Origin of the sequence: Pseudomonas sp. UBA6562, from assembly GCF_002434265.1 — a bacterium.
Classification (GTDB): Bacteria; Pseudomonadota; Gammaproteobacteria; order Pseudomonadales; family Pseudomonadaceae; genus Aquipseudomonas.
On record NZ_DJJS01000006.1, the window covers coordinates 316,417 to 329,263 of the forward strand.

At 68.3% G+C, this 12,847-nt stretch carries 11 protein-coding genes; 5 read left to right on the top strand and 6 right to left on the bottom strand.

Annotation, left to right across the window (positions count from 1 at the left end):
• Positions 1-86: 86 nt before the first annotated feature.
• Genes B4M43_RS08945 through B4M43_RS08970 form a run of 6 tightly spaced genes read right to left on the bottom strand, consistent with a single transcriptional unit; the run spans position 87 to position 8,898 of the window.
• Entirely contained in the window at positions 87-545 is a 459-nt protein-coding gene (locus tag B4M43_RS08945) for a chemotaxis protein CheW (RefSeq protein WP_296266207.1), read from the bottom strand.
• On the bottom strand, positions 538-5,451 hold the full coding sequence (locus tag B4M43_RS08950; protein WP_296266209.1) for an Hpt domain-containing protein: 4,914 nt from the start codon (positions 5,449-5,451) through the stop codon (positions 538-540). The genes B4M43_RS08945 and B4M43_RS08950 overlap by 8 nt, the downstream gene beginning before the upstream one ends.
• A 10-nt stretch (positions 5,452-5,461) precedes the next feature.
• Positions 5,462-7,486 (bottom strand): methyl-accepting chemotaxis protein, encoded by a 2,025-nt coding sequence (locus B4M43_RS08955; protein WP_296267292.1) that lies wholly within the window; start codon positions 7,484-7,486, stop codon positions 5,462-5,464.
• Positions 7,487-7,533: 47 nt separating this feature from the next.
• Positions 7,534-8,088 (bottom strand): chemotaxis protein CheW, encoded by a 555-nt coding sequence (locus B4M43_RS08960; RefSeq protein WP_296266211.1) that lies wholly within the window; start codon positions 8,086-8,088, stop codon positions 7,534-7,536.
• Positions 8,085-8,450: a twitching motility response regulator PilH gene (gene pilH, locus B4M43_RS08965; RefSeq protein WP_296266213.1), complete on the bottom strand. Its 366-nt coding sequence runs from the start codon at positions 8,448-8,450 to the stop codon at positions 8,085-8,087. Before pilH ends, B4M43_RS08960 begins: the two co-directional genes overlap by 4 nt.
• Positions 8,451-8,496: 46 nt before the next feature.
• On the bottom strand, positions 8,497-8,898 hold the full coding sequence (locus B4M43_RS08970; protein ID WP_296266215.1) for a response regulator: 402 nt from the start codon (positions 8,896-8,898) through the stop codon (positions 8,497-8,499).
• Positions 8,899-9,149: 251 nt separating this feature from the next.
• Here B4M43_RS08970 and gshB point away from each other — a divergent pair, with 251 nt between their 5' ends.
• The 5 genes from gshB to pyrR all read left to right on the top strand — a co-directional run bounded on the left by gshB (position 9,150) and on the right by pyrR (position 12,843).
• Positions 9,150-10,112: a glutathione synthase gene (gshB, locus tag B4M43_RS08975; protein ID WP_296266217.1), complete on the top strand. Its 963-nt coding sequence runs from the start codon at positions 9,150-9,152 to the stop codon at positions 10,110-10,112.
• Between the two features lie 211 nt (positions 10,113-10,323).
• Positions 10,324-11,223, top strand: a complete 900-nt coding sequence (locus B4M43_RS08980) for an energy transducer TonB (protein ID WP_296266219.1) — start codon at positions 10,324-10,326, stop codon at positions 11,221-11,223.
• Positions 11,224-11,284: 61 nt separating this feature from the next.
• The gene (locus B4M43_RS08985; protein ID WP_296266220.1) at positions 11,285-11,854 is read left to right on the top strand and encodes a YqgE/AlgH family protein; all 570 of its coding nucleotides are present in this window, start codon (positions 11,285-11,287) and stop codon (positions 11,852-11,854) included.
• Complete coding sequence (ruvX, locus tag B4M43_RS08990; protein ID WP_296266222.1) at positions 11,854-12,279, top strand: Holliday junction resolvase RuvX; 426 nt, start codon at positions 11,854-11,856, stop codon at positions 12,277-12,279. Before B4M43_RS08985 ends, ruvX begins: the two co-directional genes overlap by 1 nt.
• A gap of 45 nt (positions 12,280-12,324) precedes the next feature.
• A complete protein-coding gene (gene pyrR, locus B4M43_RS08995; RefSeq protein WP_296266224.1) occupies positions 12,325-12,843 on the top strand; it encodes a bifunctional pyr operon transcriptional regulator/uracil phosphoribosyltransferase PyrR in 519 nt (172 codons plus the stop codon).
• Positions 12,844-12,847 lie beyond the last annotated feature (4 nt).

Sequence of the window (12,847 nt, forward strand, 5' to 3'; positions counted from 1 at the left end):
GCCTCCTGGGTTGGATGTGTTCCAAGGTGTGCGTGTGTGCTTGGATGGACTGCGCCGTAGCCCCTCTCAGCCTACAGGGCTACCCATCACAACTGCGCATCCCGCACCAGCCGCTCTAGACCGGCCAGATCCGGCACCCGCACCACCTGTTCGGCCACCTGGACGGCGGCCAGTTCCAACGAGGCCAATGGCACGTCCACGTAATTGAGCTGGCTGTCGAGCTTGCACGAGCGCGGGATGCCTTGCAGCAGCAGCGCCAGGTAACGCAGGCCGGTATCGCCCAGAGCATTGAGCACCACGATGCGCGCCCGCTCGCCGCAAGGCGTGTGCCCACCGCAAGCGGCCTCGAAGCCGATCAGCGGCAGCCGGTGCTGGCGCCAGTCGAGCCAGCCCATGTGCCAGTCCACGGCGCCGCGCTCGCAACTGAGCCGGCGCTGGCCCACCAGTTCGGCGACCGCCACGTTGGGCAGCACCAGGGTGCGGTCGCCCAGGGGCAGTAGCAGTCCGGTCAACTGGCTGCGCTGGCCGACGATGTGTTCAAGCATGGGGCGCGCTCCAATGGGCGATGCTGTTGAGCAGAACCGACTCCTGGTACGGCTTGCCCAGGTACTCGTTGACGCCGATGGCCATGGCCCGGTCGCGGTGCTTCTGCCCGCTGCGCGAGGTGATCATGATGATCGGCAGGTGCTTGAGGCGCTCGTCCTGGCGAATGCGGGTCGCCACTTCGAAGCCGTCCATGCGTGGCATTTCGATGTCCAGCAGCAACACGTCGGGCTGATGCTCGCGCAACTGCGCCATCGCATCGACGCCATCCTTGGCCGTGAGCACGCTCATGCCGTGGCGCTCCAGCAAGCGGCTGGTGACCTTGCGCACGGTCACCGAATCGTCCACCACCATCACCAGTAACGGCCGCTGCGCCGCCGGCCCCGGCAGTTGCGGGGCGATGCGGCCCGCCGAAGGCAGGCGCGCCCGGCGTCGCTGCTGGCCGCGCAGCTGGCCGAGCAGGTCGAGGATCAACACCACCCGGCCGTCGCCGAGCAAGGTCGCCCCGGCCAGGCCCGGCACGGCAGCGAACTGCGGACCGAGGCTCTTGACCACGATCTCGCGGCTGGGCGACAGACCATCGACCTGGATGGCGAACGAGCGCTCCTGCGAATGCACCAGCAGCACCGGCAGCGGCACGCTCAGGCCCAGCAGGCTGGGGCGCGGGGCATCTTGCAGCAGTTCGCCCAGGTAGCGCAGGTCGTAGCTGAAGCCGGCATAGGTGTAGCGCGGCGGGTCGAGCTGGTAGCAGGCGTCGAGCTCGGCCGGCGGCACGCGCACCACCCCTTCGATGGTGTTCAGGCCGATGGCGTACTGCTCCTCGCCCAGGTGCACCATCAGTGCGCGGTTGAGCGACACGGTGAACGGCAGACGAATCAGGAAGCGCGCACCCTTGCCGGGGCTGGACTCGATGCTCATGGCCCCGCCCAGTTGCTTGACCTCTTCGTGCACCACGTCCATGCCCAGCCCGCGCCCGGAAATCTGCGTGATCTTCTCGGCGGTGGAAAACCCCGGCCGCAGGATGAACTGCAACACTTCGTGGTCGCTGAGCGCTGCCTCGGGGTCGAGCAGGCCGCGCTTGATGGCTTTCCTGCGCACCGCTTCGAGGGGCACGCCGGCACCGTCGTCGCTCATCTCGATGACGATGTCGGCGCCTTCGTGCAGCAGGTTCAGGTGGATGGTGCCCTGCTCGGGCTTGCCTGCCGCGCGCCGTGCCGCGCCGGTTTCCAGACCATGGTCGACGGCGTTGCGCAACATGTGCTCCAGCGGCGCCACCATGCGTTCGAGCACACTGCGGTCCAACTCGCCCTCGGCGTTGCCCACCACCAGCTCGACCTGCTTGCCCAGCTCGCTGGCCACCTGCCGCACCACGCGCTGCAAACGCGGCACCAGGCGCTCGAAGGGCACCATCAGCGTGGCGGTCAGGCCTTCCTGCAACTGGCTGTTGATGCGCCCCTGCTGCAACAGCAGGCCATGGGTGAGCTGCGCGCGCTGGCCCAGGGTGTCCTTGAGGTCGAGCAGGTCCGAAGCCGATTCGAACAAGGCCCGCGACAGTTGCTGCAATTGCGAATGGCGGTCCATCTCCAGCGGGTCGAAGTCGTCGTAGGCGTCGCCTTCGACCGTGTGCCGACCGAGCAGGCCGCTCTGCGTCTCGTTGTCCAGGCGCAGCAGCTGGTCGCGCATGCGCTCGAGCGTAGTCTCCATTTCGTTGAGGGCGATCTGCGCATCGTTGACCTGCTGTTCGATGCGCCCACGGATGATGGCGTGCTCGCCGGCCAGGTTGCCCAAGTCGTCGAGCAGTTCGGCATCGACCTTGACCATGTCGCCCGCAGCGCGCTCCTGGGGGGCCACCGGCACCTCGGTGGGCGCCGCTTCGCTGGCCGACACGTCGGCCACACCGTCGTGGAGCGCGGCGCTGGAGAAATTGCGGATGTAGTCGATCAGCGCCGTGGCCGCTTGCAGCGGCTGGCCCAGGCGCACGGCGTCGAGCATGTGTGCCAGACGGTCGTGGCAGCTCTGCAACAGGCTGAACAAGGCCGGGCTCGGCGGCAGGCGCCCGGCGGCCAGCAGTTGATAGAGCGACTCCAGCTCGTGGGCCAGGTCGCCGATGGCGCCGATCTGCACCATGCGCGCGCCGCCCTTGAGGGTGTGCAGCTCGCGTAGCAGGTTCTCGGCCTCGGTGGTGTCGCGGGGCTCGGCCTGCCAGCGGGCCAGCGCGGTGGCAGCGCTTTCGACGATGTCCGAGCTTTCTTCGAGGAAGACTTCCAGCAGCGCGGCGTCGTCCGGGGTGTCGTCCAAAGCCGACGTTTCGGGATCAGAATCGATGGGCGGCGGCACGGGGGCCAGCGGGCGCACGCCGTGCGCGCCGACCACGCCGAGGCTGCCGGGGTCGAGCGCTTCGTCGTGGGCGCCGCGCAGGTCGGCGAGCAAGGCGGCGCGTGGGGCGATGGCCTGGCCGGCGGCCAGTTCGTCGAGCATGTCCATCGACGCCGCAAGCCCCTCTTCGGCCAGCGCGAACAGGCGTGGCGTCGGTGCCAGGCTGCCTTCCTCGACGGCGCCGAGCAGGTCGAGCAAGGCTTCGCAGACCTCGTCCAGCGCGGCCAGATCGGCCAGGTGCGCGGCATGGCCCAAGGCGGTCAACTCGTCGAGCAAGGCCTCCAGGGCGTCGCGCTGCGCCGGCTGCGCCTGCCAACGGGCAAGCAGGGTTTCGGCTTCGAGCAGGCGGTCCATGGCCTCGCCGAGCCATTGCCCGGTGGCCTGCGCATCGCGGGCGGGGCTAGCGTTCGCCGGTGCGGGTGGATCGGCCAGGCGCGCGTCGAGCGCCTGACCGAGCGTTTCGATCAGTTCGGTGGCGCCTGTGAGGGGTTGCAACGGCGCATGTTCCACGCGCGCCAGGGCCTGGTGTAGCAAACCGCTCGCCGCCTGCAAGTGCGCGAGGTCGTCGGCCTGCAAGGCCCAGGCATGCGCCTGATGCTCGCGGACCAGGCGGTCCAGCGCCGTGGCCAGCTCCGCCACCGGCAACACACCGGCCATGGCTGCGCTGCCCTTGAGCGTATGCAAAGCCCTTTGCAGTTCGTCGCTGACCGCGCTGGATGCGCCTTGGGCGGCTTGCAGGAAAGCGTCGAGCTGTTGCAAATGCCCGGTCGCCTCCGCGGCGAAGATGCTCAGCAAACGCGGATCGAGGCCGTCCGCCTCGCTGGGTGCGGCAGGTGCGCGGTCGGCCAGGGCATGCAGATGCGCCGCCAGGGCCTCGACGTCGCGCGGCGGTGGCATGTGTCCGGCCGCGACATCGTCCAGCACATCCGGCAAGCGCATGAATACCTGCTGCAAGGCGGCCCGATGCTCGTGGCCCAACTCGATGCGCCCTTGCAGTACGCGGTTGAGCAGGTGCTCGCCGCCCCAGGCCAGCGCCGCCAAGGCCTCGGCCCGGACCATGCGGCCGCTGCCCTTGAGCGCGTGCAGGGCGCGGCGCAGTTCGACCAGGGCCTGGCGTGCCGAAGGATCGGCGCACCAGCGCAACCACTCGCGCTTGCAGGTCTGCAACAGTTCGTGGGCCTCTGCGACAAAGACCGTGCGCAGTTCGTCGTCGACGCCGACATCGGCGGAGGCGACAGGGACAGGCGCAACTTCGCGCGGGCAGGCCACGCCCAGTTGCGCGAGCCGCGCGCAGGCCTGGTCGAGCCAGGACCCGGTATCGGCCAGCGGGTCGGCCAGGCGCCACTGCACATAACATTCGGCCGCGCACAGGGCCTCGGCGAACTGCTCGAGCGCCGCCCCTTGCGGCGCCTGCGGCATCTGTTCGAGCCAACCCTGTGCGTACCGTGCGCAGGCGCCGAAGACCGCAGCGGCGTCGTAGAGCATCAGCATGCAGAGCGCCCCGCGCACCTGTTGCAGCAGGCCCGGCACGGCTTGCAGGCGTTGCCAGGACCAATCTGTGGCCAGGCACTCATCGATCGTTTCTTTGACCTGCTGCACTACCGACAGCGACTCGCCCAACACCTGCTGGCGGATTTCCAGCACGTCCGAACCCGGCAGGCTGGCAGGGCCGTCTTCCAGTGGGCCGGTCATGCCGTTGAGCGTGGCCTCGACGTACAGCAGGGCACCGGCCACGTCCATCAGCAAGGCATCGTCGGCCTCCCGACGCTGTTCGCTGACGCCTTGCAGCGCCAGCACCTGGTCGACGATCACCCGCCGCGGTTGCTGGAAGCCCAGCACGGCCAAGGTGTCGGCGATCTGCCGCAGCGCCGTGACCACGCTGTCGAGGGCACTGCGGTCGTGGCGGTCGCTGCGCACGAAATGGTCGAGCCGTTCCTTGATGCGCATCAGGTCGTCGCACAGGGCGATCACCACCGAGCGCAGCGCGTCGTGGCCCTGCCCCGCTTGCAGGTGCTCGCGCCAATTGCCCAGCGACAGGTCGAGATCGGCCAGGTCCGCCGAGCGCTGCCCCGCCCCGGCCCCGGTCAGCGGATTTTCATGGGCCAGGGGTTCGAGGCCGCGGCAGTGCCGCAGTTGGTTGAGCAACGGCAGCATCACCAGCGGCAGGTCGTGGCGCGCGCCGCGCAGGCGTTCCAGGTAGGCGGGCAGTTGCTCCAGGGCGCGGAACAACACGCCCAGGCATTCGCCACGCGAAGGCTCGGCGGCGGTGCCCTTGCCAGTGCGCGCCATGGCGGCGCCGAGCAGCTGCATCTCCTCGGCCAGGTGCGCGGCGCCGCGCAACTCGAGCATGTCCAGGCAACCGCGCACGCGCTGCAAACATTCGTCGAACGCCGTCATAGACGCCGCCTCGCCCGGCTCGCGGGCGAACTGCTCCAAGGCTTGGCGTGCGTCGCCGAGGCACTCGAGCAACGCGCCCTTGGTCCAGGCCAGCGCCACGGTGTCGTGCCGGTGCAGGGTCAGCGTGGCCGCCATGTGCGCCCCCTCATGTGCGTGCGGCCTGTTCAGGCAGGTTGAAGCCCGACACCGACCGACGCATTTCGCTGGCCATGCGCGCCAGGTGGCGGATGCTGTCGGCGGTGGCGGTGGAGCCGGCCGAGGTCTGTGCGGTGATCTGCTGGATCACGGCCATGGTGTGGGAAATCTGCCCCGCCGAAGACGTCTGCAACTGCGCAGCGTCGGAAATGCTCAGGATCAGCTCGGCCAGGGTCTGCGACACGCCTTCGATCTCGGCCAGCGACACCCCGGCGTCCTGCGCCAGGCGCGCGCCGCGCACCACTTCGGCGGTGGTCTGCTCCATGGAGATCACCGCCTCGTTGGTGTCGGCCTGGATGGTGCGCACCAGCGCTTCGATCTGCCGCGTGGCCGACGAGGAACGCTCGGCCAGGCGCTGCACTTCGTCGGCCACCACAGCGAAACCGCGCCCGGCTTCGCCGGCCAGCGAGGCCTGGATCGCGGCGTTCAAGGCGAGGATGTTGGTCTGCTCGGCGATGTCGTCGATCAGGCTGACGATGTCGCCGATCTCCTGGGACGATTCGCCCAGGCGCTTGATGCGTTTGGCGGTGTCCTGGATCTGCTCGCGGATGTTGTTCATGCCTTCGATGGTGTTGTTCACCACCTCGTTGCCCTTGTTGGCGATGGCCACCGAACGCTCGGCGACCTTGGCCGATTCGTAGGCGTGGCCCGAGACCCGGTCGATGGATTCGACCATGTCGCCCACCGCCAGCGACGCCTCGGTGATCTGCTCGGCCTGGTGCTCGGACGCCTTGACCAGTTGCCGCGAGGTGTTCTGCGTGTCCTGCACGGCGGCGGCGACCTGCTCGGCGCTGTGGTTGATGGTGGCGACCAGGTCGCGCAATTGGTCGACCGAATAGTTGATCGAGTCGGCGATGGCCCCGGTGAAGTCTTCGGTGACCGACACGGTGACGGTCAGGTCGCCGTCGGCCAGCTCTTCGATTTCGTCGAGCAGGCGCATGATCGCCTGCTGGTTGCGCTCGTTCTTCTGCGCGGTCTCGCGCAACTGGCGGCGCGTGGCGCGGACCATGATCGAGCCGATGAGGATGATCGAGGCCAGGGCCAAGAGCACCAGGCCATAACCGCCCACGGTGTTGAACAGGCGGCTGGCGGCCAGGTTCTCGAAACCGTTGGCCAGGTGCGAGGCCTCGTCGAGCAGGGTCTGCGAACCGCTGAAGATGTTGCCCGCCGCCTCACGGACGCGCAGCAGTTCCGGCGAAGTCTCGATGATTTCGTCCACCGAGCCTGCGACGAACTGGAACAGCTCGGCGATGTCCGCCAGCCGCGCGCGCGCATCGGCGTCTTCGACCTGGCTGATCTGCAGCGCCGGGTTGCCGTCGAGCATGCCTTGCAGCACCTGGCCGAAGCGATTGGCGTCGCGGCCGAAGGTGGCGGCGGCCTGGGCAGTGGTGGCATCGCCGGCCAGCACCGTGTTGACCGACCCGAGGATGCGCTCGGCCAGCAGCAACTGGCGCTGCGCCACCGCCACCTGGCTGGCGGGCGCGTCGCGCTTGAGCAGGATTTCCACCACCTTTTCGTACTCGACCTGCAACTGCGGCACGGTCTCGGCCAGGGTCGCGGCCACCTGGTGCAACGACAAGACCGTCTGCTCGCTGGCCAGGATGGTGTCGGTGTTGTGCCGCAGGGTTTCCCAGTCCTGGTGCACGGCGGCCATTTCCTCATGCACCCGCGCAGGCGCGGCGGGCAGTCCGGTGGCACTGTCGCCGTGGCGCAGGTAGCCCCAGCGCCGTTCGAAATCGTTGCGCGCATCGGACAGCAGCTTGAACGCCAACGCCTTGCCCGCCGCCGCCTCGGTGGCGTTCTTGGCGATGCGCTGGGACAGCACGCGCAGCTCGCCGGCGTGGCCGATGTACTGCTTGTCGTAGGTCGACTGGGTGTTGAGGTAGGCGGAATTGGCGAACAGCAGCACGATCGACAGGATCAGCACCACGAACAGTACGGTGATCTGCAGGCTGCTGCGGCTGCGCTGGGTCATCGCGGGGGCACTGACGCCTGGGGTGGACTTGCTCACGAAGGCATCCTCTACAACGCCACGTCGATGAAACCTGGCGCCTGGGCCAGAGCGGATGGGCTGAAGATCGCCCAGGTGCGCTCGCCGGGGAAGTGCCCCTGGACGAAACGCGCGGCGCTGCGCAGCAGCGGCTGCGGGGGCGCCGCTTGCAGGCTGGCCAGGGGAAAGTGCTGCAAGCCCAGCACTTCGTCGACCAACAGGCCGACGAACAGGTCGTCGTGGTCGAGCACCATTACCCGCCGCTGCTTGCCGGCCGCGACCGGGCCCAGGCCCAGAAAGTGCGACAGGTCCATCACCGGCAGCAGGCGCCCGCGCAGGTTGGCCACCCCCACCACCCAGGGACGTACGCCCGGCACGCGGCTGCTGCGCGGCTCGCGCAACACCTCGGCCACCTCGCCCATGGGCGCGACGAACCATTGGCCGGCGATGCGAAAGCCGATGCCGCTCCAGTCCTGCAAGGGGGCGTCGTCGAACGGCTGGTCGGCCACCAGCAGGCGGCAGCGCCGGTCGATGTCCAGCAGCAGCTCGAAGGCGGTCAGCGACGCGCCTTGGGGCCGGGTGGTCAAGCGCCCAGCACTTCGTCGACGACGCTGATCAGCGCCGCCTCTTCCACCGGCTTGGTGAGGAAGGCCCGGGCGCCCTGGCGGGTGGCCCAGATGCGGTCGGTTTCCTGGTCCTTGGTGGTGACCACGATCACCGGGATGGCGCTGGTTTCGGGGTCTTTGCTCAATTGGCGGGTGGCCTGGAAGCCGTTCATGCCGGGCATGACGATGTCCATCAGCACCGCATCGGGCTTTTCCTGGCGGGCCAGGGCCACGCCATCGGCACCGTTGTTGGCCTTGAACACCACGTGGCCGTGTTGCTCCAGCCATTCGGTGAGTTTGTACATCTCGGTCGGCGAGTCGTCGACAATCAGAACTCGGGCCATGCTGTGTCCCCGTCGGAAAAGGGCGAGGCCGCCATGCTCGGCGGCCTCAGGAGGCGTGTTGGGGCTGCTCGACGAACGCCGGCACGTGGGCGCGGATGGCGTCGAGCAACGCTTGCTTGCTGAAGGGTTTGGTAAGGAACTGGTCGGAGCCCACCACCCGGCCGCGGGCCTTGTCGAACACGCCATCGCGCGACGACAGGAGGATCACCGGGGTGTCCTTGAAGGTGCTGTTCTGCTTGATCACCGCGCAGGTCTGGTAGCCGTCCAGGCGCGGCATGAGCACATCGACGAAGATGATCTGCGGATGGTGGTCGACGATCTTGGCCAGGGCATCGAAGCCGTCGCTGGCGGTGATCACTTCGCAGCCGGCCTCGCCGAGCAACAACTGGGCGGTACGGCGGATCGTGCGCGAATCGTCGATCACCATGACCTTCAGGGGCTGTTCCATAACGTTGTACTACCGTGGCGGCTCGCGAAGGGAGCGCAAGGCCGGGCGCGTCGCACAGGCCTTTGGGGCCTGCACGGAGCTCGGCGCTTGCGACGTGATGCTGGGGGGCATTTTTAGCACACTCCAGGAGGCCGTTCCATCTGCCCGCCCCTTGACCGAGGGCGCGCGCGGGGCCACCCTGAGCGACTTTTCATTGCCAACCTTTTCATTTCCAACCGTCGCGGCCGCGCGCCGCCAAGAGGAACTACCCCATGAGCGTTCGCCTCGGGATTGTCATGGACCCCATCGCGTCCATCTCCTACAAGAAGGACAGTTCGCTGGCCATGCTGCTGGCCGCCCAGGCCCGGGGCTGGAGCCTGTTCTACATGGAGCAGGCCGACCTCTATCAGGGCGAAGGCAAGGCCCGCGCCCGCATGCGCCCGCTGAAGGTGTTCGCCGACCCGGCGCGCTGGTTCGAGCTGGGCGAAGAGCAGGACGCACCGCTGGCCGAACTCGACGTGCTGCTGATGCGCAAAGACCCGCCCTTCGACATGGAGTTCGTCTACAGCACCTACCTGCTGGAGCAGGCCGAGCGTGACGGCGTGCTGGTGGTCAACCGCCCGCAGAGCCTGCGCGACTGCAACGAAAAGCTCTTCGCCACGCTGTTCCCGCAGTGCACCGCGCCGACCCTGGTCAGCCGCCGCGCCGACATCCTGCGCCAGTTCGCCGCGACCCACGGCGACGTGATCCTCAAGCCGCTCGACGGCATGGGCGGCGCTTCGGTGTTCCGCCACCGCCAGGGCGACCCGAACCTCTCGGTGATCCTCGAAACCCTGACCCAGCACGGCAAGCAGCAGATCATGGCGCAGGCCTATCTGCCGGCCATCGTCGATGGCGACAAGCGCATCCTGATGATCGACGGCGAGCCGGTGCCCTATTGCCTGGCGCGCATTCCGGCCAGCGGCGAAACCCGTGGCAACCTGGCCGCCGGCGGCCGTGGCGAAGCGCGGCCACTGACCGAGCGCGACCGCTGGATCGCCGCCCAGGTCGGTCCGACCCTGCGCGAAAAGGGCCTGCTGTTCGTCGGCCTGGACGTGATCGGCGACTGCCTCACCGAAATCAACGTCACCAGCCCAACCTGCATCCGCGAGATCGACGCCGCGTTCGACACCGACATCGGCGGCCGCTTGATGGGCGCCATCGCGCGCCTGCTCGAGACGGGCGGCAAGCTGTAAGCGATTCCTACGCGCCATTCGGCACGGGCCTGCCCTTGGCGCAGCCCGCGCCGATCCGCCGCGCATGTCCGCGCCAGCGCCCGTGCGCTGGACGCGTAGTTCATAGCCGACGCGCCTGCCCTCGCCCGGCGCCGGATGACGCGCACTTGCAGCCCGCGCCGAACCCCTTGAAAATTGCCGCTTCTGGCTCGCTACCGCTTCTGGACCCCCGATGACGCTGTCCGCCGACCTTTCCTCCGATCTGCTGCAACCGCGCGTGCGCCCGGTCGACCGGCTGGGCTTCACCCTGTTCCTGGCGGCCCTGCTGCACATCGCGCTGATCCTCGGGGTGGGCTTCAGCGTCAGCACGCCCAAGCAGATCCGCCACACCATGGACTTCACCCTGTCCACCTTCAAGAGCGAGAAGGCCCCGGAAAAAGCCGACTACCTGGCCCAGGACAACCAGCAAGGCAGCGGCACGCTGGAAAAGAAAGCCTTGCCCACCACCACCGAAGTGGCGCCGTTCCAGGACAGCAAGGTCAACAAGATCACCCCGCCGCCGGCCGCGCGCCCCGAAGTGCCGCCCGCGCCGGCCAAGGCCGTGGTCAGCACCAAGGCGCCCAAGGCGCAGAAGGTCGAGCCGCAGCCCAAGCCGAGCAAGCCGCAACCCAAGCCGGCGGCGCCTGCGCCCGAATTCGACAGCTCGCAGCTGTCCAGCCAGATCGCCAGCCTGGAGGCGGAGCTGTCGCAGGAGCAGCAGCTGTACGCCAAGCGCCCGCGCATCCACCGCCTCAACGCCGCCTCCACCGCGCGCGACAAGGGCGCCTGGTACAAGGAAGACTGGCGCAAGAAGATCGAGCGCATCGGCAACCTCAACTACCCCGAGCAGGCGCGCAGCCAGAAGCTGTACGGCAGCCTGCGCCTGATGGTGTCGATCAACCGCGACGGCTCGCTGCACGAAGTGCTGGTGCTCGAATCGTCCGGGCAACCGCTGCTCGACCAGGCGGCGCAGCGCATCGTGCGCATGTCGGCGCCGTTCGCGCCGTTCACCGGCGACCTGGCCGAATTCGACCGATTGGAAATCGTGCGTACCTGGCGCTTCGCCCGCGGCGACAGACTTTCAAGCAACTGATAGCGCCATGGCGGCCGCGATTGGCTTGTCAGCCTCGCTGCCTGGCGCCACACTACCGTCCATGAAAAAACACACCCCGACTTACCTCAAGCATCAGTTCCTGATCGCCATGCCGCACATGAGCGACCCGAACTTTGCCCAGACCCTGACCTACATCGTCGAGCACAACGCCAATGGCGCGATGGGTCTGGTGGTGAATCGCCCGCAGGAACTGAGCCTGGCGGACATTCTCGAGCAACTGCGCCCGGACGAGGAGCCGCCGCTCGGCACCTCCCACGTCCCCATCTACCTGGGCGGCCCGGTGCAGACCGACCGCGGCTTCGTGCTGCACAGCCCCGAGTGCAGCTACCAGGCCACGGTCGAGCTGCCCGGCCTGTCGCTGACCACTTCGCAAGACGTGCTGTTCGCCATTGCCGCCGGCACCGGCCCGCAGCGCAGCCTGATCACCCTCGGCTACGCCGGTTGGGAAGCCGGCCAGCTGGAAGAGGAGCTGGCCGACAACGCCTGGCTCAACTGCACGTTCGATCCCGAAATCCTCTTCGCCACGCCCAGCGAGTTGCGCCGGGAGGTGGCCGCGACCAGCCTGGGCGTGACCCTCAGCCTGCTCACCAACCAGGCGGGCCACGCCTGATGGCCGAGTTGCGCCTGCTGTTGGGCTTCGATTACGGCACCAAGCAGATCGGCGTTGCCGTCGGCCAGGTCATCACCGGTCAGGCCCGCGAGCTGTGCACCCTCAAGGCGCAGAACGGCGTGCCCGATTGGGCCCAGGTGGAAAAGCTGGTCGACGAATGGAAGCCCGACGCCATCGTCGTAGGCCTGCCGTTGAACATGGACGGCACCCCCAGCGAGATGAGCGCCCGCGCCGAAAAGTTCGCCCGCCGTCTCAACGGCCGCTTCAATCTGCCGGTGCACACCCACGACGAACGCCTGACCACCTTCGAGGCCAAGGGCGAACGCCAGGCCCGGGGCGGCCAGCGCGGCAGTTTCCGTGACAACCCGGTCGACGCCATCGCCGCCGCCCTGCTCTTGCAGGGCTGGTTGGAAGCCAACACCTGACCGCTTTACGGCCGGCTGCGTCCGGCCTCTTCCAAGGAGTCCGCAATGAGCCTTCCCGACCCTGCCGCGCTGATTCGGCAGATGGCCCTCGACCTCGGCGCCCACCTTGCCCGTCGCCAGATCGGTGAGCCGCGCTTCATCGGCATCCGCAGTGGCGGCGTCTGGGTGGCCCAGGCTCTGCAAGCGGCACTGGGCGACGACAGCCCGTTGGGCACCCTGGACGTCTCGTTCTACCGCGACGACTTCAGCCAGAACGGCTTGCACCCACAGGTGCGCCCTTCGGAGCTGCCGTTCGAGATCGAAGGCCAGCACCTGGTGCTGGTCGACGACGTGCTGATGAGCGGCCGCACCATCCGCGCCGCGCTCAATGAGCTGTTCGACTACGGCCGCCCGGCCAGCGTGACCCTGGTCTGCCTGCTCGACCTGGACGCCGGCGAGCTGCCGATCCGCCCCAACGTGCTCGGCGCCACCTTGGCGCTGGCCGCCGACCAGCGGGTCAAACTGACCGGCCCCGAGCCGCTCGTGCTCGAACTGCAAAACCTGACCACCGCATCCGCCCTTTGAGAGT

What these genes read in the sequence shown, in the direction of transcription:
- pilH (WP_296266213.1), bottom strand. Translation starts at nt 8,450, where the DNA reads ATGGCCCGAGTTCTGATTGTCGACGACTCGCCGACCGAGATGTACAAA.
- B4M43_RS08945 (WP_296266207.1), bottom strand. Translation starts at nt 545, where the DNA reads ATGCTTGAACACATCGTCGGCCAGCGCAGCCAGTTGACCGGACTGCTA.
- B4M43_RS08950 (WP_296266209.1), bottom strand. Translation starts at nt 5,451, where the DNA reads ATGGCGGCCACGCTGACCCTGCACCGGCACGACACCGTGGCGCTGGCC.
- pyrR (WP_296266224.1), top strand. Translation starts at nt 12,325, where the DNA reads ATGAGCCTTCCCGACCCTGCCGCGCTGATTCGGCAGATGGCCCTCGAC.
- gshB (WP_296266217.1), top strand. Translation starts at nt 9,150, where the DNA reads ATGAGCGTTCGCCTCGGGATTGTCATGGACCCCATCGCGTCCATCTCC.
- B4M43_RS08955 (WP_296267292.1), bottom strand. Translation starts at nt 7,486, where the DNA reads ATGACCCAGCGCAGCCGCAGCAGCCTGCAGATCACCGTACTGTTCGTG.
- ruvX (WP_296266222.1), top strand. Translation starts at nt 11,854, where the DNA reads ATGGCCGAGTTGCGCCTGCTGTTGGGCTTCGATTACGGCACCAAGCAG.
- B4M43_RS08980 (WP_296266219.1), top strand. Translation starts at nt 10,324, where the DNA reads ATGACGCTGTCCGCCGACCTTTCCTCCGATCTGCTGCAACCGCGCGTG.
- B4M43_RS08985 (WP_296266220.1), top strand. Translation starts at nt 11,285, where the DNA reads ATGAAAAAACACACCCCGACTTACCTCAAGCATCAGTTCCTGATCGCC.
- B4M43_RS08970 (WP_296266215.1), bottom strand. Translation starts at nt 8,898, where the DNA reads ATGGAACAGCCCCTGAAGGTCATGGTGATCGACGATTCGCGCACGATC.